This is a genomic window from Pseudomonas sp. NPDC087690 (assembly GCF_044743175.1).
Classification (GTDB): domain Bacteria; phylum Pseudomonadota; class Gammaproteobacteria; order Pseudomonadales; family Pseudomonadaceae; genus Aquipseudomonas.
In genome coordinates, this window is record NZ_JBIUVX010000037.1 from 1 (window position 1) to 22,840 (window position 22,840).

21 protein-coding genes and 1 pseudogene are annotated in these 22,840 nt (G+C 58.9%); 12 read left to right on the top strand and 10 right to left on the bottom strand.

The window, feature by feature from the left end; all coding sequences use genetic code 11:
- Nucleotides 1-743: 743 nt before the first annotated feature.
- Nucleotides 744-1,253 carry a disulfide bond formation protein B gene (locus tag ACIPIZ_RS24025; protein ID WP_064392125.1) on the bottom strand — a complete coding sequence of 170 codons (510 nt, stop codon included), beginning with the start codon at nt 1,251-1,253 and terminating at the stop codon, nt 744-746.
- Between the two features lie 255 nt (nt 1,254-1,508).
- Entirely contained in the window at nt 1,509-2,690 is a 1,182-nt protein-coding gene (hmpA, locus tag ACIPIZ_RS24030) for an NO-inducible flavohemoprotein (RefSeq protein ID WP_401167845.1), read from the bottom strand.
- Nucleotides 2,691-2,854: 164 nt separating this feature from the next.
- Here hmpA and norR point away from each other — a divergent pair, with 164 nt between their 5' ends.
- From norR to ACIPIZ_RS24055, 5 genes are all read left to right on the top strand, one after another.
- Entirely contained in the window at nt 2,855-4,414 is a 1,560-nt protein-coding gene (gene norR, locus ACIPIZ_RS24035) for a nitric oxide reductase transcriptional regulator NorR (protein ID WP_401167847.1), read from the top strand.
- A 317-nt stretch (nt 4,415-4,731) separates the two neighbouring features.
- Nucleotides 4,732-5,634: a chemotaxis protein CheV gene (locus ACIPIZ_RS24040; protein WP_008084803.1), complete on the top strand. Its 903-nt coding sequence runs from the start codon at nt 4,732-4,734 to the stop codon at nt 5,632-5,634.
- 27 nt (nt 5,635-5,661) lie between these two features.
- Complete coding sequence (locus ACIPIZ_RS24045; protein WP_401167850.1) at nt 5,662-6,120, top strand: GNAT family N-acetyltransferase; 459 nt, start codon at nt 5,662-5,664, stop codon at nt 6,118-6,120.
- 148 nt (nt 6,121-6,268) lie between these two features.
- Complete coding sequence (locus tag ACIPIZ_RS24050) at nt 6,269-6,595, top strand: hypothetical protein (RefSeq protein ID WP_401167853.1); 327 nt, start codon at nt 6,269-6,271, stop codon at nt 6,593-6,595.
- 83 nt (nt 6,596-6,678) lie between these two features.
- Nucleotides 6,679-7,428 (top strand): YkgJ family cysteine cluster protein, encoded by a 750-nt coding sequence (locus ACIPIZ_RS24055; protein ID WP_105707239.1) that lies wholly within the window; start codon nt 6,679-6,681, stop codon nt 7,426-7,428.
- A gap of 140 nt (nt 7,429-7,568) precedes the next feature.
- Here ACIPIZ_RS24055 and ACIPIZ_RS24060 read toward each other — a convergent pair whose 3' ends face one another.
- The 6 genes from ACIPIZ_RS24060 to ACIPIZ_RS24085 all read right to left on the bottom strand — a co-directional run bounded on the left by ACIPIZ_RS24060 (nt 7,569) and on the right by ACIPIZ_RS24085 (nt 10,229).
- A complete protein-coding gene (locus ACIPIZ_RS24060) occupies nt 7,569-7,724 on the bottom strand; it encodes a hypothetical protein (RefSeq protein ID WP_163030272.1) in 156 nt (51 codons plus the stop codon).
- A 151-nt stretch (nt 7,725-7,875) separates the two neighbouring features.
- Complete coding sequence (locus ACIPIZ_RS24065; protein ID WP_064392135.1) at nt 7,876-8,115, bottom strand: hypothetical protein; 240 nt, start codon at nt 8,113-8,115, stop codon at nt 7,876-7,878.
- 111 nt (nt 8,116-8,226) lie between these two features.
- On the bottom strand, nt 8,227-8,532 hold the full coding sequence (locus ACIPIZ_RS24070) for a hypothetical protein (protein WP_105707241.1): 306 nt from the start codon (nt 8,530-8,532) through the stop codon (nt 8,227-8,229).
- 129 nt (nt 8,533-8,661) lie between these two features.
- Nucleotides 8,662-9,081, bottom strand: a complete 420-nt coding sequence (locus ACIPIZ_RS24075; RefSeq protein ID WP_401167857.1) for a hypothetical protein — start codon at nt 9,079-9,081, stop codon at nt 8,662-8,664.
- Nucleotides 9,044-9,673 (bottom strand): nucleotidyltransferase domain-containing protein, encoded by a 630-nt coding sequence (locus tag ACIPIZ_RS24080; protein WP_401167860.1) that lies wholly within the window; start codon nt 9,671-9,673, stop codon nt 9,044-9,046. The genes ACIPIZ_RS24075 and ACIPIZ_RS24080 overlap by 38 nt, the downstream gene beginning before the upstream one ends.
- Before the next feature lie 193 nt (nt 9,674-9,866).
- Nucleotides 9,867-10,229 (bottom strand): DUF6124 family protein, encoded by a 363-nt coding sequence (locus ACIPIZ_RS24085; RefSeq protein ID WP_105707246.1) that lies wholly within the window; start codon nt 10,227-10,229, stop codon nt 9,867-9,869.
- A 954-nt stretch (nt 10,230-11,183) separates the two neighbouring features.
- Between ACIPIZ_RS24085 and ACIPIZ_RS24090 the strand changes: the two genes are divergently transcribed.
- From ACIPIZ_RS24090 to ACIPIZ_RS24120, 7 genes are all read left to right on the top strand, one after another.
- Nucleotides 11,184-12,344: an efflux RND transporter periplasmic adaptor subunit gene (locus ACIPIZ_RS24090; RefSeq protein ID WP_401167863.1), complete on the top strand. Its 1,161-nt coding sequence runs from the start codon at nt 11,184-11,186 to the stop codon at nt 12,342-12,344.
- A complete protein-coding gene (locus tag ACIPIZ_RS24095; protein WP_401167865.1) occupies nt 12,341-15,442 on the top strand; it encodes a multidrug efflux RND transporter permease subunit in 3,102 nt (1,033 codons plus the stop codon). The genes ACIPIZ_RS24090 and ACIPIZ_RS24095 overlap by 4 nt, the downstream gene beginning before the upstream one ends.
- Before the next feature lie 8 nt (nt 15,443-15,450).
- Entirely contained in the window at nt 15,451-16,128 is a 678-nt protein-coding gene (locus tag ACIPIZ_RS24100) for a heavy metal response regulator transcription factor (protein ID WP_007916978.1), read from the top strand.
- Nucleotides 16,118-17,482, top strand: a complete 1,365-nt coding sequence (locus tag ACIPIZ_RS24105; protein ID WP_401167868.1) for a heavy metal sensor histidine kinase — start codon at nt 16,118-16,120, stop codon at nt 17,480-17,482. The genes ACIPIZ_RS24100 and ACIPIZ_RS24105 overlap by 11 nt, the downstream gene beginning before the upstream one ends.
- A 403-nt stretch (nt 17,483-17,885) precedes the next feature.
- A complete protein-coding gene (locus tag ACIPIZ_RS24110) occupies nt 17,886-18,107 on the top strand; it encodes a hypothetical protein (protein ID WP_401167871.1) in 222 nt (73 codons plus the stop codon).
- A 197-nt stretch (nt 18,108-18,304) separates the two neighbouring features.
- Nucleotides 18,305-19,621: an OprD family porin gene (locus tag ACIPIZ_RS24115; RefSeq protein ID WP_253481941.1), complete on the top strand. Its 1,317-nt coding sequence runs from the start codon at nt 18,305-18,307 to the stop codon at nt 19,619-19,621.
- 146 nt (nt 19,622-19,767) lie between these two features.
- Nucleotides 19,768-21,276 (top strand): diguanylate cyclase, encoded by a 1,509-nt coding sequence (locus ACIPIZ_RS24120; protein WP_401167875.1) that lies wholly within the window; start codon nt 19,768-19,770, stop codon nt 21,274-21,276.
- A 176-nt stretch (nt 21,277-21,452) separates the two neighbouring features.
- Here ACIPIZ_RS24120 and lpxC read toward each other — a convergent pair whose 3' ends face one another.
- Together lpxC and ACIPIZ_RS24130 are read right to left on the bottom strand one after the other, a co-directional pair.
- Nucleotides 21,453-22,364, bottom strand: a complete 912-nt coding sequence (lpxC, locus tag ACIPIZ_RS24125) for a UDP-3-O-acyl-N-acetylglucosamine deacetylase (RefSeq protein WP_401167877.1) — start codon at nt 22,362-22,364, stop codon at nt 21,453-21,455.
- Nucleotides 22,365-22,476: 112 nt separating this feature from the next.
- Nucleotides 22,477-22,840 (bottom strand): annotated as a pseudogene (locus tag ACIPIZ_RS24130) (cell division protein FtsZ); the annotation flags it as partial.

Below are 22,840 nucleotides of genomic sequence, written 5' to 3' on the forward strand. Positions count from 1 at the left end.
CGCCCGTCGCGCGTCAGACGCTCGACAAAACCTGGGACAGCGGTCAGTTCTTATTCGAATTCGTGGTCAAAGGCCTTGTTACAGACCAATTCCATTTGGTGCGGAAAGTTGGAAGGCACCGACACCTGGGTGTCTTGGAAGCCTTTCGACTCACTCGACACCCGACTTTCTGCGCAGCGCCTTAATAAAAAGCGTTCCTTAATAAAGGCTGAACAGTGCCGGGAATTCAGTGCGGGCGATTGTAGATAGGTAGCGCCCTATACACCATGTCTTATCCCGAAATAATTTTTATCCGTTCGAGCAACAATCCATCGCCATTTTTGCAAAAGTTCCGCATGTTATCGAAATCGATTCTCAACAAAAACACCAAAAATTGTAGGTGTACCCGCCCCAGTTCAGACAGCTCTGAGGGCTTTTTCCGACGCCTCGAACAGCGCAAGCCCCGATAACCCAAGGCTTTTGGCCATATGCCAGCGCTTGTTAAAACTGCCTGCTCTGGCACTCTCGTGCTAAAGCCGAAAAACCTCGAAACAGACCAATCCTTTTTTGTAACAACGACCGATTCCGTGTCACTGAAGAGCGCTGCGACACGGCGTGTGTGACAACATGTCGCACATCTGCCACACCCTCACTTGCCGTCCGTCACGGTGTTTTCACAAACACTCTGAAATGCAAAACGCCCCGATATGCTGATACGCAAATCGAGGCGTTTTCTGTATCGGCCAGACTGCCGATTAGTTGATTCAGCGCAGTGCTTTTCGGTTACGCAAGGTCAGCAGCGGCACCAGAATCACCACCAGCACGAACGCCAGCAACGCCCATTGCGCCAACGACAGACCGAGAATCGGCGGATACGGTGTCGAGCAGAAACCGTCGACCTGAAAGCCCAGCGGGAAGATCTTCGCCAGCGGCAAGTCGTCGACAATTGGCTGCAGCACATCGATGCCACAACTCACTGCCGGATAGAACTGGGTGTACACGTGATGGCCGGCCACAGCGGCGCCGGCAATCGCGCAAATCACTACCAGGACTTCGAACACGGTGATGTTGCGGCGGGTGCGCATGGCCGCGCCGATAAAGGCGAACAATGCGATCAGCAGCAATGCATAACGCTGCAGGATGCACAGCGGGCATGGCGCCTCGCCCAGTACGATTTGCATATAAAGCGCGCCACCGATCAGCGCCAGACAGATGATCCCCAACAGCACCAGAAAGCGCCGCTCACGGCCCAACCGAATCGTTTCCTCGCTCATCGCGTTTCCCTTTTATGTCCATGGTTCAGCCGGCCGACGGCTGAAAGTTGTCGCAAGTCTACACCGGGGGAATAAACGATAAAGCAGTTAAGGAACCATTAAGTTGTAGGGATATTTTGCGAATCAGAATGGTGTAACGGCCATCGCGAGCAGGCTCACTCCTACAAGGGATCTGTGTCGTACACCATTCTCATGTACGCCACTGCGCCTGTAGGAGTGAGCCTGCTCGCGATGAAGGCGACTCGGTCTTAAGGATTACTCCAGAGCCGCAGCCGGCCCGAAGAACTCGTAACGGCTCTGTTTCTCCGGCACACCCAGCGCCTTCAAATGCCGCTTGATCGCGCCCATGAACCCTTTCGGGCCAAGGAAATACGCGTCGACATCACGCTGCTCCGGCAGCCATTCGCCCAACTGCTCCAGACTCAGCAGGCCCACCTTGTCCGCCGCCGGGCTGACGCCATCGTCTTCGGCGTAGCAGTAGAAACGCTTGAGTTGCGGATGACGCGCCGCCAGACCATCGACCCAATCGCGGAACGCATGGACGCTGCCATTGCGCGCGCAGTGAATGAAGTGCACCGGGCGCTCGGTTTCCAGCGCCGCTTCGAGCATCGCCAGCGTCGGGGTGATGCCGACGCCGCCGCTGATCAACACCAGCGGTTTGTCGCTGGCCGTCAAAGTAAACTCGCCCGACGGTGGAAATAGCTGAATGCTCGCGCCGACATGCAGTTGATCGTGCAAATGGTTCGATGCGCGACCACCCGGTTCACGCTTGACGCTGATGCGGTACTGACCTTTATTGGCCAGCGCCGACAGCGAGTAGTTACGGCGGATTTCTTCGCCATCGAGGATCAGCTTCATGCCGATGTACTGACCCGGTTCGGCTGCCAGAATCGGGCCCTTGTCGGCAGGTTCAAAGTAGAAGGAGATGATTTCCGCGCTCTCCTCGACCTTGGCCGCGACGATGAATTCGCGCGCTCCGCGCCAGCCGCCGACGGCTTGTTCTTTCTGGTCGTAGATCGCGGTTTCGGCGCCGATCAGAATGTCCGCCAATTGGCCGTAGGCCGCCCCCCAGGCGCTCATCACTTCTGGGGTGGCGATCTCTTCGCCGAGCACTTCGGAAATGGCGCGCAGCAGGCAGGCACCGACAATCGGGTAGTGCTCCGGGAGGATCTGCAGAGCGACGTGCTTGTTGATGATTTTCGCTACCAGATCGCCCAACTGGTCGAGTTGATCAATGTGGCGGGCGTACATCAATACACCGTTGGCCAGGGCACGGGGCTGGTCGCCGCTGGCCTGGTGCGCCTGGTTGAACAGCGGGCGCACCTCAGGGTATTCAGAGAGCATCATGCGGTAGAAGTGCGTGATCAGCGCTTCACCGCCGCTCTCCAGCAGAGGCACGGTGGATTTGACGATGGCACGATCCTGGACGCTAAGCATAAGAGCAACTCCTGAGCTTTCTTGAAAAGTTACCTTAGGCTTATCAGATTTCATGCCAAGTTTTTTATCCATATAAATCAATAACTTGAAAGTATAGTAGTCATAACGACTCAAACAGACTTATAGTCATCTCGACTACATCGTGTCCCTTTGACTACAAGACCATGACCGCCAAATCCCTGCTCACCGCCCTGCTGCCTCTGGTTTCCGACCTCTCCCGCGAACTGCCTGAGGGCGAGCGTTACCGACGCCTGCTCGAAGCCATGCGCGCGCTGTTGCCCTGCGATGCCGCCGCGTTGTTGCGGCTCGACGGTGAATCGCTGGTGCCGCTGGCGGTGGACGGCTTGAGTACCGACACTTTGGGCCGGCGCTTCAAAGTCAGCGAACACCCGCGCTTCGAAATCCTGCTGGCCGGCGCCGGGCCGACCCGCTTCGCCGCTGACAGTGATTTGCCCGATCCTTACGACGGCCTGGTCGATGGTCTCGATGATCATCTAGAAGTTCACGACTGTCTGGGCTGCCCTTTGTTTGTCGAAGAAAAGCTCTGGGGCCTGATCACCCTTGATGCACTCGATCCCGAGCGTTTCGAACCCATCGAACTCGACGCCCTGCAAGCCTTTGCCAGCCTCGCCTCGGCCACGGTCAACGCCGCCGAGCGCATCCAACGGCTGGCCACTCGCGCCGATGACGAGCATCAACGCGCTGAGGTTTACCGTCAGGCCAGCGGTCAGCAGAACCGCGAAATGATCGGCCAGAGCAAAGCACTTAAACGCTTGGTGGAAGAAATCGATCTGGTCGGTGGCAGTGATCTGACCGTGCTGATCACCGGTGAAACCGGGGTCGGCAAGGAGTTGGTGGCGCAGGCGATCCACGCCGCCTCACCGCGCGCCGACCAACCGATCATCAGCCTCAACTGCGCCGCCCTGCCGGACACCCTGGTCGAAAGCGAACTGTTCGGCCACGTACGCGGCGCCTTCACCGGCGCCACCAGCGACCGTCGCGGCAAGTTCGAACTGGCCAATGGCGGCACGCTGTTTCTCGATGAAGTCGGCGAATTGTCGTTGACGGTGCAGGCCAAGTTGCTGCGGGTTTTGCAGAGCGGACAGTTGCAGCGCCTGGGCTCGGACAAGGAGCATCAAGTCGATGTGCGCCTGATTGCCGCGACCAACCGCGACCTGGCCGAAGAAGTGCGCAGCGGCCGCTATCGTGCCGACTTCTATCATCGCCTCAGCGTCTACCCGCTGCGCGTGCCGGCGCTGCGTGATCGTGGGCGTGATGTGTTGCTGCTCAGTGGTTTCTTTCTGGAGCAGAACCGCTCGCGCATGGGCCTTAATAGCCTGCGTCTGAACAGCGATGCGCAGGAAGCGCTGCTCGCTTATACGTGGCCGGGGAACGTTCGCGAGCTGGAGCATTTGATTGGGCGCAGTGCGTTGAAGGCGCTGGGCAATTGCAAGGTGCGACCGAAGATCCTCAGTTTGAGCGCGGCGGATCTGGATTTGCCGCGTGAGGTTGTGGATAACTCAGTTGAGGCTGTTGTCGGTGCCGTGGCTGAGATGCCGCTGATCAGTGGGGATTTGCGCAGTGCGACCGAGCAGTATCAGCGGCGTTTGATCAGTGCGGCGCTGGAGCGGAATCAGGATAACTGGGCGAGTGCGGCGCGGGAATTGGGGCTGGATCGGGCGAACCTTGGGCGGATGGCCAAGCGGTTGGGCATGAAGAGCTAGAAGCACACCCTCACCCTAGCCCTCTCCCACTGGGAGAGGGGACTGATTGGGGGATATTGGAGATGTCCGCCGACGTGAACCTGCTTTACCGAATCCATAATCGACTCGGTCGTTCAGGTCGATGTACAACGTTTGACACCTCCGTCGGCCCCCTCTCCCTCCGGGAGAGGGCTGGGGTGAGGGGCTTGGCTTTGGCTTTTGATCTGCACACCACCCGACAACTAACCTAAAGCCCACCCCTTTAACGCCGATAACCCGGCATCAATAGTTTCTGGCGATTTCCACCCTCGCCCACCACCTTTCCACAGAAGGTTCATATGTCCTCCACCAAAGCCCGCGCAGACTCACTTTCGCTTCTGCTGTTTACCTTGCGCAGCGGCAAGTTGATGGCGATCAACCTGCTGAAAGTCAGTGAAATCATCCCCTGCCCGCCGCTGACCAAGCTGCCGGAGTCGCACCCGCACGTCAAAGGCATTGCCACCCTGCGCGGTGCCTCGTTGTCAGTCATCGACCTCAGCCGCGCCATCGGTGAACGTCCGCTGGAAGACCCGAACGGCGGTTGCCTGATCGTCACCGACGTCAGCCGCTCCAAACAGGGCCTGCACGTCCAGGCTGTGAGCAAAATCGTCCATTGCCTGACCACCGACATCAAGCCACCACCGTTTGGCTCTGGCGGTTCGCGCGCCTACATCACCGGTGTGACCTCGGTGGACGGCACGCTGGTGCAGGTGCTGGATATCGAAAAGGTTATCCACAGCATTGCCCCGGCGCAGATCGAAATGGCCCCGACCGACCTGACCATGGAAGACGCCGAAGTGCTCGGCAACGCGCGCATTCTGGTGGTCGACGACAGTCAGGTAGCACTGCAGCAATCGGTGCACACCCTGCGCAACCTCGGCCTGCAATGCCACACCGCCCGCAGCGCCAAGGAAGCCATCGACTGCCTGCTCGACCTGCAAGGCACCGCGCAGCAGATCAACCTGATCGTCTCCGACATCGAAATGTCCGAGATGGACGGCTACGCCTTCACTCGCACCCTGCGCGAAACGCCGGACTTCGCCCATTTGTACGTGCTGCTGCACACCTCGCTCGACAGCGCGATGAACAGCGAGAAAGCGCGCCTGGCCGGAGCGAATGGCGTGCTGACCAAGTTCTCCTCGCCGGAACTGACCCATTGCCTGATCGAAGCGGCCAAACACGTCGCGGCACACGGGCACTGAGTCTTGGCCGAGACGTATTGTTTTTTGATGCGGCGCGACCTCGGTAAGGACGCGCCGGATGCACCTTGGCCACAAGATATTGAACTGTGTACGTACTCCGTCGAAATGGCGGCGGACGTGCATCATTTGATGCAACTCGGTTATCACGAAGGCGGCGGCCGAGTCCCAGCGCTGGACGCCTGGCAGCAGCAGTTCGAAACCGATCCTGAATACGATCCGAAACTGTGCTTCATTGCCCGCGATGGCGAAGCTGTCGTCGGCGTGGCGCAATGCTGGACCAGTGCCTATATCAAGAATCTGGTGGTGCATCCGCGGATGCAGGGGCGCGGATTGGGCCGGGCGTTGTTGCTAAATGCATTCAAGGTGTTTCAGCAACGGCGCGAAGGGTTTGTTGATCTGAAGGTCCTGGAAGACAACCGGCGGGCGCAGCGCTTGTATGAAAGTGCCGGGATGTATGTAGTGCGCCGGGAGTTGGTGCCGGACTGAAAGTCCGTCATCGCGAGCAGGCTCACTCCTACAGGGGAATGCATTCCAAAATGTAGGAGTGAGCCTGCTCGCGATGGGGCCATCCCAGACAACTTTTCACCCCCGGCACACTCCAACCTTGGCCACTCACGCCCCAGGATGCCTGATCATGAAAACCCTCACCGCCAGCCTGCTCTGCCTCACCGCCCTCGCCTCCCAGGCCCACGCCTCCAGCCCCGACGCCTGGGCGGCCTACGACAAAACCGTACTCGCCAGTTGCAGCAAAGCCAGTGGTCTGAAAAACCCAAAACCCGTCGGCACACCCGCACAATTCGACGACCGCGTCGGCTACACCGCCGTTCTGCTGCAAGGCCAATACCCGCAAAAACACATGAAGGGCCAGCAAGGCACCGAACTGTGTCTGTACAACAAACAGTCGAAAACCGCCTTCGTCACCGAGTGGGACTCGATCCGTCCGACCGCCAAAGCGAAGTGAGTGGCGCACAACTTGCTTCAACCCGGGCCTGTGCGGTGGTTTTCCGTCACCGTTTCACACCTTGATTGAAGACAGATCGCTCAATGAATACGACGTTTTCCTGCGTAGGCTGCGGCAAATGCTGCACCGACCACCATGTCCCTCTGACCCTGGCCGAAGCCCGAATGTGGGCGGCGGATGGCGGTCAGGTGATCGTGCTGGTCGAAGCCTTTCTCGGCAATGGTCTGGGCTTGCCGGCGCAACAGCGTGAGCACGCTGAACGTCGCTCCGTGGTCGTTCGCAGTGGCGCGACAGACGCCCATGTGGCGATCACCTTCGCCGCGTACAACGTCGGCCCCTGCCGGAATCTTGACGAAGACAAGCTGTGCCGGATCTACGAGCGGCGGCCGCTGGTATGTCGCATTTATCCGGCGGAAATCAACCCGCACATCCCGCTCAACCCTGCTGCCAAGGACTGCCCGCCGGAGTCCTGGCAACAGGGGCCGGTGTTGATTGCTGGCGGTGAGTTGGTGGATCAGGAGCTGGTTGAATTGATTCAACGTTCGCGCCAGGCGGATCGGGATGACATCGGCACCAAGGATGCTATCTGTGGGCTGCTGGGGATTCGTACCACGGCGCTGAAGGGGGACGGCTTTACCGCTTACCTGCCGAACATGACGGCGTTCGCCACGGTCATCGATCAGGTGAGTGCGCAGCCGCCGGGCGACGCATACAGTGAATGGCTGTTTCATGTGTCCGGAGATGACATTGCCGGGCAAGTGCTGGCGGCAGGGGCGCAAGTGGTGACCGAGCCGGCGCAGACATACGCGTTTATCTCGTTGCGGGCGGCCTGATCAGAATTTTACGGCGAACGAACTGGCCTCATCGCTGGCAAGCCAGCTCCCACAGGGTTTTGTGGCGTACACAAATTGTGTGAACACCCGAGAATAATGTGGGAGCTGGCTTGCCAGCGATGGGGCCTTTGCAGGCAACCTCAATCGCGGATCTGCCGCCGCGCCCAGAACTCCCGCGCCAGCAACCTTAAATCCCCGGCCAACCTCGCCACATCCTCGGAGTTGCGCTGACTCTGCCGCCCCTCATACAACGCCACATCGACGTTGCGACCGGTCACCGGGAGATTGATCTTCATGGGATAGCGCGCTCGTTTTATTGGAAAGAGTCGGCAGGGCTGCTGACTCTAAGCGCACCAAATGGTTAAACGTTGATCTGGCCCAGGAACTGAGCACTTAGCCATCACTGTGATGAAAAATCACAGCGATGGCCGCAGACGGGATTAAAACTCAGCGCTTGCCCATCGAACGACGGGTGCCCGGCGGCGCCATGCCCGGGGTCTTGGTGTGGCCGTTCTTGGCGCCGTTCTTGTACCAAGGCTGGTTCGAGCCTTTGGCAGAAGCCAGTTCGCCCGGCTTGAACGGAAATTTGAACGCCGGGATATCGGCTTTGGTATCGCTGGTTTCGGCCAGTTCAGCCGGGACATCGCTCACAGCGTCGTCAACCGGCGGCAGGGTCGGGGAAGTCATAAAAGCTCCGGAAAGCAAAAAGTCGGGCCCGATCAGTGAGCCGCGAAGGCGCGCAGTATACCTGTGCGCCAAGGTTGGGCACCTGAAGATTTGCAGCGCACGCCGAACGGTTTACAGGTAACTGATGATGACGATGCCTTTGTCGGTCGAGGTCTTCAGCGCTTCGTAACGCATGGAAATCGGCAGCGCCTGATGACTGCAAGCGTTGCGATCGGTGTCGACATCGACTTTCACGCCGGGCTTGATTTCGATCTGGCGAGACTCACGAGACGCAAACGCCCCGACCGGTCCGACCTGACAGCCCGAGTCAACGATCTGCCCGGTGAAGCGGATCTCGCCGGATTGACTGGCAGGCGCTGCAAACGTAGTGAGTGGAAGCAAGAGGAGCACAGACGGCAGAGCGGTTTTCAGCTTCATTTCAAGACACTCCCGGGGTGAGCGGCCCAGAGAGATTTGCGACGTGCGCGGCCTGAGCCATACAAGCTGTATCCGCTCATAGAGGAGGATCTTTAAGAGATTAATCAGGATCGCAAGCCATGCCGGATGTCAGTTCATTCGTTGCTGGACGTTACTCAACAATTGCGAGGCGCTTTCCAACAACTGCGCCAGAAGCGCGTCATCCTCATCCATATACCCTTCGTATTCCGCGAGATTGCGCCGCTCATGACACAACGCGAACAATCGCACCTGAACCTTGCTGATATGGGCCGTATGCACCTGACAATGAAAGACCAAATAGCGTTTATCCGATCGATAGCCACTCAATCGAAGCGCCGTCAGCGCCAACGCGTGCGCTGCGTTATAAGCCAAGTCGAAACGGCTGGAAAAAGACAAAGAAGGAGTTTGCGCATCCTTGAGCCGATCCACGGCCGAGCGCATCAAGCCCTCGCACTCCTTGCGATCCGGCGGCTCCGCTTTCAGCCCACCGCTACGTAGAAGATTCTCCAGACTCTCGTTGCTGCCCATCCTTGGGCTCCAAAGGGTTTGCCCCTAACAGATCGATTTTTTCCTGCTGCACCACCCGCACGACAAAGCTGTTGTGCGCAGCCAGTTTCGCCGCCCAGTCTTGCGGGGTGTAAAGCGTCGGGTTGATGGGACGACCCAATTGTTCCTCCATGGGCATGAGCCGTTCCATGACGTCACTGTAGTGCAGGCCTTCGCCAATCAGCATGAGATCAATGTCACTGAGTGTGTTTGCTGTGTCCTTGGCGATGGAGCCATAGACAAACGCCCAGGTGATCTGCTCGGTAAATGGCTGCAATGCCTGACGCAGAGGCTCGGCGATGCCAAACGTCTTGCGGACGATGCCCAGTAGTTCGGCATAGATGGGACAGGTGGGATTGGCTTGGTAATGGTTCTGATTGCCCACCCTCGTCATGCGCAACACACCGGCTCGCTGCAGACGGTCGAGTTCACGCATGAGACTGCCTTTGCCAACACACGCCCAGCGCGCGATCTCATTGGCATAGAAAGTCTGGTCAGGCTTACCGAACAGCAGACCCAACACTTTTTGTTGAGTAGTGGTAAACAGCGCTTCGCTTAGAGAGATAGTTTCCACTGTGAAGGCCAAAGAGTCCCAAAAAGGGAACGATAGGTCCCTTTTTGGGACTTATCAACCTTGAGAATATTTCCAGAGACAGCGACCACAGAAAAATCGCCATCGCGAACAGGCTCACACCTACATTTGGAATGCGATCGCCTTGTAGGAGCGAGCCTGCTCGCGAAGCACGATGACGCGCTGTTCGGACGTATTACGTCTGCGGATCAACCCGATCCAGCACCCGGTTTACCGCCAGCTCGGCGAGCATGACGATCTGCTGGATCGCCAGCGCCGTACTGCGCTGCGGGCGACTGAGCTGATCAGCCAGATCAGCGGCCATGACATTGGCTGAGGCCAGCGATTCGCAGGCGTGGGCGAGCAGGCTTTCGGTGTCGATGTTCGCATGGATGAGGAACATCGTACTGGGCTGACGCGGTTTGACCGGTTCGGGACAGAGGTAGAAATCGAGGGCGCGCTTGATGGCTTCGCGGGTTTTGATCTGGTCGTCGGCGCGGATGGCGTCTTCGAGTGGGGTGGTGGGATCGATGGGTGGATCGGGTACGGGCTTAGTCATTTACTCAGTCCTCACTGATTGGAGCCAACAATTACCGTTTCTCACGCGGCGAATTGGGTGGCAGCTACGTACGGGGTGAGAAACCGGGCAAGGACCAGTAAAACCTCCGGCCGGACCGAAGTCCGCCCGTACATAGCCGCCATAAAAATGCAGGCAGCAATCAGCTGGCGCCGATTATGACGGTACTGGTATTGGAATAATACTTAGCCCGGGTTCTCACACCCGATCGCCGAGTTTTCGGCGACAACCAAAGACTAGAGAGCGCACGTCCGACGGACAACCTGAAAACCTTGTGGGAAGGTTCTGGTTATTTGACACGGATTTAAACAGCCAAAAGCGAACCCTCACCCTAGCCCTCTCCCAGAGGGAGAGGGGACTGACCGAGGTGTTTGGGCGAGATACGCCGACGTGAAAGTCCGAGTTGAACTCAGGCTTTGAAAAGCACACAAATCGGCTCCCTCTCCCTCGGGAGAGGGCTGGGGTGAGGGGCAAATCCACCACAAATCCAAAGCCGAACACCCGCTCTTCACCACTCAATAGGCCGAGTGTCAGCTCGCCTGCTTTTGATCTTGATCCACGGGCGACGTCGGAAGGCTGAGTGGAGGGATTGATCCGGGGGTGGGAGCGCAGCGACCGTTTGGCGAAGCCAAACACAGCGAGAGGAGGTGCAGCGAAGCAAACCGTAGGCGCTGCGCCCGGATCGATCACGGAGCGAAGGAACCCCGAGCCCCAGCGAGCGGGCCGCACGTAGGAGCAAGCCTTTTTGGTTACTTTTTCGGCGTCTGGAAAAAGTGACCCGCCGTAAGGGCGGAACCATAAGCCGCCGTTACCGCAGCAACGGATATGTACCCAACGAAACTGACAGCGCTGACAGCTAGCCGTCACCCTACTGACCCGCTGACAGGTTTATAAAGACAACAACCCTGCCCAAACTCCGTCCGGCGCCCACCCCGCATGCGAATCCAAAAGAACAAAGCCCTGCTCGCCACTCTATTGATCGTCCTCGCAGGCGCAGGTCTGTGGTACGCCCTGAAACCCGCCCCGACCAAACTCGCCACCCCCACCGCCATCCCGGTGCGAGTCATCGCGGTCAGCGAAAAAGACGTCCCCCGCTACACCAGCGGCATCGGCTCCGTACTCTCACTACACAGCGTCGTGGTGCGCCCACAAATAGACGGCATCCTCACCAAAATCCTCGTCAAAGAAGGCCAACTCGTCAAAACAGGCGACCTGCTGGCCACCATCGACGACCGCTCCATCCGCGCCAGCCTCGACCAGGCCCGCGCCCAACTGGGCGAAAGCCAGGCGCAACTGCAAGTCGCCCTGGTCAACCTCAAACGCTACAAACTGCTCACCGTCGACGACGGCATCTCGAAACAGACCTACGACCAGCAACAAGCCCTGGTCAACCAACTCAAAGCCACCGCCCAAGGCAACCAGGCCTCCATCGATTCCGCACAAGTACAACTTTCCTACACGCAAATCCGCTCCCCGGTCACCGGCCGCGTCGGTATTCGTACAGTCGACGAAGGCAACTTCCTGCGCATGACCGACACCGCCGGCCTGTTCACCGTCACCCAGATCGACCCGATTGCCGTCGAGTTCTCGCTGCCCCAGCAAATGCTGCCGACCCTGCAAGGCCTGATCAGCGACCCGCAACGCGCACCGGTCAAGGCCTACATCGGCGCTGATACCGACGGCGAAACCGGCAACCTGCTCGGCGAAGGTCACCTGACCCTGATCGACAACCAGATCAACGCCAACACCGGCACCATCCGCGCCAAGGCCGAATTCGCCAACGCCAGCCAGAAGCTCTGGCCCGGACTGCTGGTCACGGTAAAAATTCAGACAGCCCTCGACAAAGATGCGTTGGTCGTCCCGCCCACCGTCGTACAACGTGGCCTCGACCAACACTTCGTTTACCGCGTGAATGGCGACAAGGTCGAAGCCGTACAAGTGCAGATGGTTTACCAAGGCAGCGGTCAGGACATCATCAAAGGCGTGAAGGCCGGTGACGTGCTGGTGACCGACGGCCAGTCGCGGCTCAAACCCGGTTCGACCGTACAAGTGATGACCGAACCGGCGCAGGTGGTGCAAGCGGAGCCGAAACCATGAAGGCGCACAACGGCGTCTCCACGTGGTGCATCGATCACCCGGTCGCGACGATTCTGCTGACCATCGCTTTGGTGCTGGTCGGCTTGATTGCCTTCCCGCGCTTGCCAATCGCCCCACTGCCGGAAGCGGAATTTCCGACGATTCAGGTTTCCGCGCAGTTGCCCGGCGCCAGCCCCGACACCATGGCCTCGTCCGTGGCCACGCCGCTGGAGGTGCAATTCAGCGCTATCCCCGGCATGACCCAGATGACCTCCAGCAGTGCCTTGGGCTCCAGCCTTTTGACCCTGCAATTCACCCTCGATAAAAGCATCGACACTGCCGCCCAGGAAGTCCAAGCGGCGATCAACACCGCCGCCGGCAAACTGCCCAAGGACATGCCGACCCTGCCAACGTGGAAGAAGGTCAACCCGGCCGACAGCCCGGTGCTGATCCTCAGCGTCAGCTCGACACAAATGCCCGGCACCGAACTCAGCGACCTGGTGGAAACCCTGCTCTCGCGTCAGATCAGTCAGATCGACGGCGTAGGCCAAATCAACATCACCGGTCAGCAACGTCCGGCGATCCGCGTACAAGCCTCGGCAGACAAACTCGCGGCGATCGGCCTGACCCTCGCCGACATTCGTCTGGCGATCCAGCAGACCAGCCTCAACCTCGCCAAAGGTGCGCTGTACGGCGAATCGAGCATTTCCACGCTGTCGACCAACGACCAGCTCTTCCACCCCGAGGACTACAGCCAACTCATCGTTTCCTACAAGGATGGTGCCCCTGTTCACCTGCGCGATGTCGCCAAAGTCGTCAACGGCTCGGAAGATGCCTACGTGCAAGCGTGGGCCGGTGATCGCCCGGGGGTGAACCTGGTGATCTCGCGCCAGCCCGGCGCCAACATCGTTGAAACCGTTGATCGCATTCAAGCTGCCCTGCCCGGCCTCGAAGCGATGCTGCCGGCCTCGGTGCAGGTGAAAACCCTGATCGACCGCACGCAGACCATTCGTGCCTCGCTGCATGAAGTCGAAATCACCCTGTTGATCGCGATCCTGCTGGTGGTCGCGGTGATGGCGCTGTTCTTGCGCCAATTGTCGGCAACCCTGATTGTTTCGGCGGTGCTCGGCGTGTCGCTGATCGCCAGTTTTGCTTTGATGTACATCCTCGGCTTCAGCCTGAACAACCTGACGCTGGTGGCGATCGTCGTCGCGGTTGGCTTCGTCGTTGACGACGCGATTGTGGTGGTGGAGAACATCCACCGGCATCTGGAGGCCGGCGACGATATGCGCGAAGCGGCGATCAAGGGCGCCGGCGAGATCGGCTTCACCGTGGTCTCGATCAGTTTCTCGCTGGTGGCGGCGTTCATTCCGTTGCTGTTCATGGGCGGCGTGGTCGGGCGGCTGTTCAAGGAGTTCGCCCTGACCGCGACCTCGACCATCATGATTTCCGTGGTGGTGTCGCTGACCCTCGCGCCTACGCTCGCCGCACTGTTCATGCGTAAACCGGTGCACCACGCCCACACCAAACCGGGCTTCAGCGAACGCCTGCTCGGCTGGTACGAACGAGGCCTGCGCCGCGCCCTCGCCCATCAGAAATTAATGATCGGCGTGTTCGGTTTATCGCTGGCGCTGGCCATCGGCGGTTACATCTTTATCCCCAAAGGTTTCTTCCCGGTGCAGGACACCGGTTTCGTCCTCGGCACCACCGAAGCCGCGGCGGATATTTCCTACGGCGACATGGTGAAAAAACACTTGGCCATGGCCGAAATCGTCGCCGCCGATCCGGCGGTTCAGGCGTTTTCCCATTCAGTCGGTGTCTCCGGCAGCAACCAGACCATCGCCAACGGCCGCTTCTGGATCGCCCTGAAAAAACGCGGCGACCGCGACGTCAGCGCCAGCCAGTTCATCGACCGCATCCGTCCGCAACTGATGAAAGTCCCCGGCATCGTCCTCTACCTGCGCGCAGGCCAGGACATCAACCTCAGCTCTGGCCCGAGCCGCGCGCAATATCAATACGTGCTCAAGAGTAATGACGGCGCAACACTCGCCACCTGGACGCAACGCCTCACGGAAAAACTGCGCAGCAACCCGGCGTTCCGCGACATTTCCAACGATCTGCAACTGGGCGGCAGCATCACCCACATCAGCATCGACCGCAGCGCCGCTGCGCGTTTTGGCCTGACCGCCAGCGATGTCGACGAGGCGCTGTACGACGCCTTTGGTCAGCGGCAGATCAATGAATTCCAGACCCAGGTCAACCAGTACAACGTGATTCTGGAACTGGATACAAAACAACGCGGCAAGGCTGAAAGCCTCAACTATTTCTACCTGCGCTCACCGCTGAGTGGCGAGATGGTGCCGCTGTCGGCGCTGGCCAAATTCGACGCGCCGACCATTGGCCCGTTGTCGATTGCCCACGATGGGATGTTCCCGGCGGCCAACCTGTCATTCAACCTGGCGCCCGGTGTGGCGTTGGGTGATGCGGTAATTCTGCTCAATCAGGCCAAGGCCGAGATCGGCATGCCCACCGCCATCAGCGGCAATTTTCAGGGCGCGGCGCAGGCGTTCCAGAGTTCGCTGGCCAGTCAGCCGTGGCTGATTCTCGCGGCGCTGGTGGCGGTGTACATCATTCTCGGTGTGCTTTATGAAAGCTTCGTGCACCCGCTGACGATCATCTCGACGCTGCCGGCGGCAGGCTTGGGCGCAGTGATCATGCTGTGGATCTGCGGTCAGGACTTTTCGATCATGGCGTTGATCGGGCTGGTGTTGCTGATCGGTATCGTCAAGAAGAACGGCATCCTGATGATCGACTTCGCCCTCGAAGCGCAGCGCCATCGAGGCCTGTCGCCGCAGGAGGCGATTTTCGAGGCGTGCATCACGCGGTTCCGGCCAATCATCATGACCACCCTCGCCGCCCTGCTCGGCGCGCTGCCGCTAATGCTCGGTTACGGCACCGGCGCCGAATTGCGCCAGCCGCTGGGGATCGCGGTGGTCGGCGGTTTGCTGGTCAGCCAGATGCTGACGTTGTTTACCACGCCGGTCATATACTTATGGCTTGAGCGGCTGTTCCATCGGCCTAAGCCCGCGCCATTACCAGCGCTAGCAACCACAGACTGAGGCGGGTCATGCGCGTTCTGATTATCGAAGACGAGGAAAAAACCGCGGACTATCTGCACCGCGGTCTGACGGAACAGGGTTACACCGTGGATCTGGCCCGCGACGGTGTCGAGGGTCTGCATCTGGCGCTGGAAAGCGACTACGCGGTGATCGTCCTCGACGTCATGTTGCCGGGCCTCGATGGCTTCGGCGTACTGCGCGCATTGCGTGCGCGCAAGCAAACCCCGGTGATCATGCTCACCGCCCGCGAGCGCGTCGAAGACCGCATCAAAGGCCTGCGCGACGGTGCCGACGATTACCTCGGCAAACCGTTTTCCTTTCTTGAACTGGTCGCGCGCCTGCAAGCGCTGACCCGACGCAGTGGCGGCCATGAACCGGTGCAGGTGAGCATCGCCGACCTGTGGATAGATTTGATCAGCCGCAAGGCCACCCGCGCCGGAACCCGACTGGATCTGACGGCCAAGGAGTTTTCCCTGCTCAGCGTTCTCGCCCGTCGGCAAGGTGAAATCCTTTCGAAAACCGCGATTGCCGAGATGGTCTGGGACATCAATTTCGACAGTGACGCGAATGTCGTCGAAGTGGCGATCAAACGCCTGCGCGCCAAGCTCGACGGGCCATTCGACGAGAAACTGCTGCACACCATTCGCGGCATGGGTTATGTGCTGGAGAGCCGTGGTGTCCAGTAACTCGATTGCCCTGCGCTTGAGCGGGATGTTCACGCTGGTGGCGCTGCTGGTGTTTCTGTTGATCGGCGGCGCGTTGTATCAGCAGGTCGACAAAGGCTTGGGATTGCTCCCGGAAGCCGAGCTGGATGCGCGTTACAGCGTGCTCGAATCCACCGTTGGCCGCTTCGGTACGCCCGAACACTGGGTGAAGATCAACAACAAACTCAAGCTGCTCGGCGAAGAAGACAAGCGCATCAGTTTCTGGATCAGCAGCGGCGATCCGCAATACGAATACGGCAACCTTACGCCGCAGATCCGCGAGATCACCAATGGGCCGCTGGGCATGCGCGATCTGCAATTGCCGGGGCAGCCTTATCCACTGAAAGCGCTGGTGAGTGAATTTCCGGCCAAGGATCAGCGCCCACCGCTGCGCTTCATGATCGGTATCGATACCGAGACGTTTCATGAGACGCAGCACAACCTGTTGATCGCGCTGATCGGGCTGGCGATTGTCGGTGTACTGATGGCTTCTGCACTGGGTTATTGGGTTGCCCGAATTGGTTTGAAGCCGTTGATCAAACTGTCCCACGAGGCTCAGCGATTGGCGCCACCACTACGCGCCGGGCGCTTGCGTCTGTCGCCGCTACCACCGGAGCTGGAGCAGTTTGTCGACTCATTCAACTCGACGCTGGAACGGGTCGAGCAGGCCTACTCGCGGCTGGAATCGTTCAACGCCGATGTCGCCCACGAGCTGCGCTCGCCGCTGACCAATCTGATCGGCCAGACCCAAGTGGCGCTGACCCGTGGGCGCTCTGCCGAACACTATTTCGAAGTGCTGCAATCCAATCTTGAAGAGCTGGAGCGGCTGCGTTCGATCATCAATGACATGTTGTTTCTGGCCAGTGCCGATCAGGGCAACAAGGCGACCAAACTCACGTCCACTTCGCTGGCGGATGAGGTGGCAACGACGCTGGAATATCTGGATTTCATCCTTGAAGACGCACAGGTTGAAGTACAAGTCAGCGGTGATGCGCTGGTGCAGATCGAGGTCGCGCATTTGCGCCGGGCGCTGATCAATTTGCTGAGCAATGCAGTGCAGCACACCGGGCCGGGACAGGTGATCGAGGTGCTTATTGAGGTTGAAGAGCATCAGGTGAGTATCGGTGTTGCCAACCCCGGAACGCCGATTGCCAGCGAGCATTTGCCGCGCTTGTTCGAGCGCTTTTATCGGGTCGATGCGTCGCGCAGTAACAGTGGCAATAACCATGGGCTGGGGCTGGCGATCGTCAAGGCGATTGCGCTGATGCATGGTGGGGATGTGTTTGTGCGCAGTGATCGGGGGATGAATACTTTCGGGATTTATTTGCCGGTCTGAAAAGCCCCTCACCCTAACCCTCTCCCAGAGGGAGAGGGGACTGATTGGGGGATGCTGCAGATGTGCACCGACCTGATCTTGATTCACCGAATCCATAATCGACTGGATCTTTCAGGTCGATGTACAACGCCAGACACCTCGGTCAGCTCCCTCTCCCTCCGGGAGAGGGCTGGGGTGAGGGGCTTTTGACTGGCATTGAAATATCCAGTCGAACTCAGGCTTTGAAGAGCATGGAGATCTGCTCCCTTCCCCCTCGCCCCCTTGGGGGAGAGGGCTGGGGTGAGGGGGTGATTTTTGCTCTTGCTGTAACAGTCATTTATGAAAATCACGCTGTTTCCCAACGCCCGGCAACCTTATCTTTGCCCGCACCAAACAGCACTCGCCAAGCGAGAAGGTTTTCAAGATGTCCAACAGTATGGGTATTGCCAGCGCGTTCGTTTTGTCCTCATTGATCCTGTCGCCGATGGCGATGGCTGAAGAATCGCAGTCGTTCGTAGCGCACAACGTCGCTCGCGCTCAGGCTTACGATCAGTATGAGGCTGAAGTGATGGCCAAGGCGCAAAATGCCTCGCAAGCCCCGCAGGCTGCCACTTCCCAGATTCAAGCGTCCGAGAAAGACAGCTGAGTCGCGCATCGCGCCAACGTTTCCCTCGACGCGGTTGTTTGGCTCTTCCCGTTCAACCGTCGTCATTCCAGGCCGCTGCCTTTCAGCGGCCTTTTTTCGTTGTGGTCTGAAAGCCGTTTGGTTCGTCTGTAACAACAAGAAACATCGAGCGCCTCAAAATATAGAGGCGCCAGTTGACCCAAGGAGCTCCATTGCACGTGCGTTACCCAGTCAGTTTCACCCCGCTGTTCATTGCAATTGCCGCAACGATTGTGCCCGCCGCTCAGGCTGATGAGCCTGCCAAACAAGGCTTCGTCGAAGGTTCGAGCCTCAACCTCAACGCCCGCAACTACTACATGAATCGCAACCGCTTGCAGAAAGCGGACGACAACATCGAGTGGGGCCAGGGCTTTCTCGGCGTATTCAAATCGGGTTACACCGAAGGCACGGTCGGTTTCGGCATTGATGCCCACGCCATGCTCGGGCTGAAACTCGACGGTGGTGGCGGCACGGACGGCTCGAGCATCCTGCCGGTCAGCGACGGTAACGGCAAAGCGCCGGGCACGTTCTCCACGGCGGGCGGCACACTGAAAATGCGCGCATTCGATACCGAATTGAAGGCCGGTGACCTGTTTCTCGCCAACCCGGTGATCGCCGGCGGTGAAACGCGCATGCTGCCGCAGACCTTTCGTGGTGTGAGCCTGAGCAATCACAGCTTCGATGGCTGGTTGATTGAAGGTGGTCAAGCGAGTTTTACCAAGCCTTACAACCAAAGCGGTCACACACGCATCGGCACGTCCTACGGAACATTGGCAGATGGCGACGAGAGCCAGCACCTGAACTGGGCCGGTGTGGCGTGGAGCGGTGTCGAAGGACTGACCAGCAGTCTTTATGCCTCTGAGCTCAAGGACATCTGGAACCAGTACTACTACGACCTGGATTACACCTGGCAGTTGAACGATCTGGTCAGCCTCAACCCGGGCCTGCACTTCTATCACACGCAAGACACCGGTGATGCGCTGTTGGGCAACATCGACAACAACACCTACAGCCTGCATTTCACCGTGGGTATCGGTAGCCACAGCGTTACTGCTGCGTATCAGCGGGTCAACGGCAACACCCCATTCGACTACATCAGCCAGGGTGACAGTGTTTATCTCGACAACTCGCAGCAATACTCGGACTTCAACGGCCCGAACGAACGCTCGTGGAAGCTCAAGTACGCCTATGATTTCGCCGGCGTGGGCGTGCCGGGGCTGACTTCGTCTGTCTCCTACTCGCGCGGCACTGTGGACCTGACCAAGGTCGACGCCGACAGCAAAGGCTATTCCAACTGGTACAGCGCCGATGGCCGCAACGCCAAACACTGGGAACGCGACCTCGATCTGAAATACGTCGTGCAGAGCGGTCAGGCCAAGGATCTGGCGGTGCACCTGCAATGGGCGAGCAACCGTGGCGGCAACGGTTACGGTGCAATTGATTCGGACACAGATGAATACCGCATGATCATCGACTACCCGATCAACGTCTTCTAAGATCGGCGCTAAGCTGACTGCAGACTGACTCCGATAGCTCAAACAATTACCAACCCTGTGGGAGCGAGCTCGCTCCCACAGTGGAATACCGTCACTGAACTCGTGCAACTACGCTTATAAGACTTCCCTCCAACCGATATCCAATCATGATCGCGAGCCGTACCCCACCCGTTGCGGGCAAGACCGGACGCCCCGAGTTGCTGCTGATCTGCGGCAGTTCGCTGACCGTGATCGCGATTCTATGCATCGTCACCTTCCTGCTGATCCGTGAGCACGCCAACGCGCAGGAATCGGCGACCCGCAGCGCCACCACCATTGCGCAACTGATCGACGCCGATGTGCTGCGCACGGTCGAGTTGTACGACTTGACGCTGCAAGGTCTGATCGCCGCCGCCCAGCGTGATGACCTGCAAAATGTCTCGCCGCAGATCCGCCATCTGGCGCTGTTCGACCGCTCGACCACGGCACGCTTCAAGGGCGACATCCTGCTCCTCGACAAACACGGCGACGTGCTCGCCGACTCTTCGCGGGTCGAACCGAAACCGGGCAATTTCGCCGACCGCGACTACTTCCTCGCCCACGCCTTCAATCGCGATGTCGGCATGTTTATCAGCCGCCCGTTCAAGACCCGTTGCGACTGCGACGAGGCCAACCAGTGGCGCATCAGCTTCAGTCGGCGTATTTCCTCGCAAACCGGTGAGTTCGCCGGTGTGGCCGTGGCGTCGATGAAACTCGACTACTTCGATCAGTTGTTCAACAGCCTCGACATCGGTAAAGACAGCACGCTGAACATCATCGATAACGACGGTGTTCTGCTGGCGCAGAAGCCCTATCTGCAAAGCGATTCCATCGGCAAAAGCTTCGGCAACCGACCCAACGTGATACGGATACTGCGCGACAGGAGTGGCAATGGCAGTTTCAACAGCGTTTCGAGCATCGACCATCAACAACGTCTCTATACCTATTCGCGGGTCGGCAATCTGCCGTTGATCGTGATGGTCGCGCTGTCCAGCGATGAGGTATTCGGCACTTGGCGCCGCACCGCGTTGTTGATCAGTGGTGCCACGGGCGTGTTGTGCGTGGGTTTGCTGTGGCTGACCTGGCTGCTGGCCCGTGAGTTGCGCCGACGTCAGCGCGCCGAGCACGAACTGGCGCAATTGGCCGCTACCGATGCGCTGACTGGCGTCGCCAATCGGCGGATGCTCGATCAGGCGTTGCGTCACGAATGGTTCCGCGCCCAGCGCTCAGGCAAACCGATGTCGGTGATGATGATCGATGCCGACCACTTCAAGGCGTTCAATGATCGACATGGGCATCAGGGCGGAGATCTGGCGCTGAAGACGCTGGCCCGTGTCATCACTGAAAATGTCCGGCGACCGGCGGATCTGGTCGCGCGTTATGGCGGCGAGGAGTTTTCAGTGATTCTGGCCGAGACCGACGGTCATGGCGCGCAGCAGATTGCCGAGCATATTCGTCAGGCGGTGGAGCAGTTGCCGCTGGTCGATGGGGCCGAGCGGCCGATGACGGTGAGTATTGGCATCGCGACGTGGACGGCGGCGAGCGAGATGACGCTGGAACAGTTGCTGTTTGCGGCGGACAAGGCGTTGTATCAGGCCAAGGAAGGTGGGCGTAACCGGGTGGTGGTGGCTGCCTGATAGATGTATTGGCTTCACCAGCCCTATCGCGAGCAGGCTCACTCCTACAGGGGAATGCATTCCAAATGTAGGAGTGAGCCTGCTCGCGATGAGGCCGGCCCAGGCAACACAAAAACCAAGGGCATAAAAAAAGGCCATCCAAGGATGGCCTTCAAAAAACTAGAGAGGTTTTTTACTTACACCGCCGCAACCGGGCGCATGTAAGAGATTGGTGCGGTGCTGGCGTCTTCGAACGTCACCACTTCCCAAGCGTCTGTCTGCTCAATCAACTTGCGCAGCAGCTGGTTGTTCAGTGCATGACCGGACTTGAAGCCTTTGAACTCACCAATCAGGCTGTTACCCAAAAGGTACAGGTCGCCAATGGCATCGAGGATCTTGTGCTTGACGAATTCGTCTTCATAGCGAAGGCCGTCTTCGTTCAACACGCCATCGGCATCGACCACGATTGCGTTTTCAACGCTGCCGCCGAGTGCGAGGTTGTGCTTGCGCAGGTACTCGATATCACTCATGAAACCAAAGGTACGGGCGCGGCTGACTTCTTTTACGAACGAAGTGCTGGAAAAATCCACGCTTGCACTTTGGGTGCGGTCCCCGAATACCGGGTGATCGAAATCGATCTCGAAGCTCACCTTGAACCCATCGAAAGGGACGAAAGTGGCGCGCTTGTCGCCGTCTTCCACTGTCACTTCACGCAGGATGCGGATGAATTTCTTGGCGGCGTCCTGTTCTTCCAGGCCTGCCGATTGAATCAGGAATACGAAGGGTCCAGCGCTGCCATCCATGATCGGGACTTCGGACGCGGAGAGCTCGACGTAGGCGTTATCGATGCCCAGGCCAGCCATGGCCGAGAGCAAGTGCTCTACCGTGTCCACTTTCACGTCGCCATTGATCAGCGTCGTCGACATAGTGGTTTCACCGACGTTTTCCGCGCGGGCAGGAATCTGCACCACAGGGTCGAGGTCAGCGCGACAAAACACAATGCCAGTGTCGACAGGCGCAGGCTTGAGGGTCAGATAGACCTTCTCACCGGAGTGCAGGCCTACACCTGTGGCACGGATAATATTTTTCAGTGTGCGTTGTTTAATCATGGCTTGGGCCGCTTCAGCGCAAATTGCGAACTGGTATCAACAAAGGCTGGCGATGATAGCAGACCATGCCTTTGCTGAACACCAATCACCTTCATAGCCCTGATACATTCCATCAATCGGCCTGACGACGCAGGAATGCCGGGATGTCCAGGTAGTCCAGATCATCTTGCGGATTCATCTTCGCGGCAGCCGCAGCACCGGCCTGAGCCTGGTTGCGCATGACGGTCGGACGGTCCAGATCACGGTAGTTGACCGCTGGCGCTTCCTGACGGGCCGCAGCCGGTTGTTGCACCTGGGCGGAAGCCATGGAGGTATGAACGGTGTTGTCGATGACCTTCACAGGCTTCTCGATTTTCGCGCCCAGACCGGTGGCAACCACAGTCACGTGCAGCTCGTCGCGCATGTCCGGATCGATAACGGTACCCCCCGGGACCCTCGCGGGCTCGGACGCGACGGCCTCGACGCACGACCCCCCG

What these genes read in the sequence shown, in the direction of transcription:
- ACIPIZ_RS24025 (WP_064392125.1), bottom strand. Translation starts at nt 1,253, where the DNA reads ATGAGCGAGGAAACGATTCGGTTGGGCCGTGAGCGGCGCTTTCTGGTG.
- hmpA (WP_401167845.1), bottom strand. Translation starts at nt 2,690, where the DNA reads ATGCTTAGCGTCCAGGATCGTGCCATCGTCAAATCCACCGTGCCTCTG.
- norR (WP_401167847.1), top strand. Translation starts at nt 2,855, where the DNA reads ATGACCGCCAAATCCCTGCTCACCGCCCTGCTGCCTCTGGTTTCCGAC.
- ACIPIZ_RS24040 (WP_008084803.1), top strand. Translation starts at nt 4,732, where the DNA reads ATGTCCTCCACCAAAGCCCGCGCAGACTCACTTTCGCTTCTGCTGTTT.
- ACIPIZ_RS24045 (WP_401167850.1), top strand. Translation starts at nt 5,662, where the DNA reads ATGCGGCGCGACCTCGGTAAGGACGCGCCGGATGCACCTTGGCCACAA.
- ACIPIZ_RS24050 (WP_401167853.1), top strand. Translation starts at nt 6,269, where the DNA reads ATGAAAACCCTCACCGCCAGCCTGCTCTGCCTCACCGCCCTCGCCTCC.
- ACIPIZ_RS24055 (WP_105707239.1), top strand. Translation starts at nt 6,679, where the DNA reads ATGAATACGACGTTTTCCTGCGTAGGCTGCGGCAAATGCTGCACCGAC.
- ACIPIZ_RS24060 (WP_163030272.1), bottom strand. Translation starts at nt 7,724, where the DNA reads ATGAAGATCAATCTCCCGGTGACCGGTCGCAACGTCGATGTGGCGTTG.
- ACIPIZ_RS24065 (WP_064392135.1), bottom strand. Translation starts at nt 8,115, where the DNA reads ATGACTTCCCCGACCCTGCCGCCGGTTGACGACGCTGTGAGCGATGTC.
- ACIPIZ_RS24070 (WP_105707241.1), bottom strand. Translation starts at nt 8,532, where the DNA reads ATGAAGCTGAAAACCGCTCTGCCGTCTGTGCTCCTCTTGCTTCCACTC.
- ACIPIZ_RS24075 (WP_401167857.1), bottom strand. Translation starts at nt 9,081, where the DNA reads ATGGGCAGCAACGAGAGTCTGGAGAATCTTCTACGTAGCGGTGGGCTG.
- ACIPIZ_RS24085 (WP_105707246.1), bottom strand. Translation starts at nt 10,229, where the DNA reads ATGACTAAGCCCGTACCCGATCCACCCATCGATCCCACCACCCCACTC.
- ACIPIZ_RS24090 (WP_401167863.1), top strand. Translation starts at nt 11,184, where the DNA reads ATGCGAATCCAAAAGAACAAAGCCCTGCTCGCCACTCTATTGATCGTC.
- ACIPIZ_RS24095 (WP_401167865.1), top strand. Translation starts at nt 12,341, where the DNA reads ATGAAGGCGCACAACGGCGTCTCCACGTGGTGCATCGATCACCCGGTC.
- ACIPIZ_RS24100 (WP_007916978.1), top strand. Translation starts at nt 15,451, where the DNA reads ATGCGCGTTCTGATTATCGAAGACGAGGAAAAAACCGCGGACTATCTG.
- ACIPIZ_RS24110 (WP_401167871.1), top strand. Translation starts at nt 17,886, where the DNA reads ATGTCCAACAGTATGGGTATTGCCAGCGCGTTCGTTTTGTCCTCATTG.
- ACIPIZ_RS24120 (WP_401167875.1), top strand. Translation starts at nt 19,768, where the DNA reads ATGATCGCGAGCCGTACCCCACCCGTTGCGGGCAAGACCGGACGCCCC.
- lpxC (WP_401167877.1), bottom strand. Translation starts at nt 22,364, where the DNA reads ATGATTAAACAACGCACACTGAAAAATATTATCCGTGCCACAGGTGTA.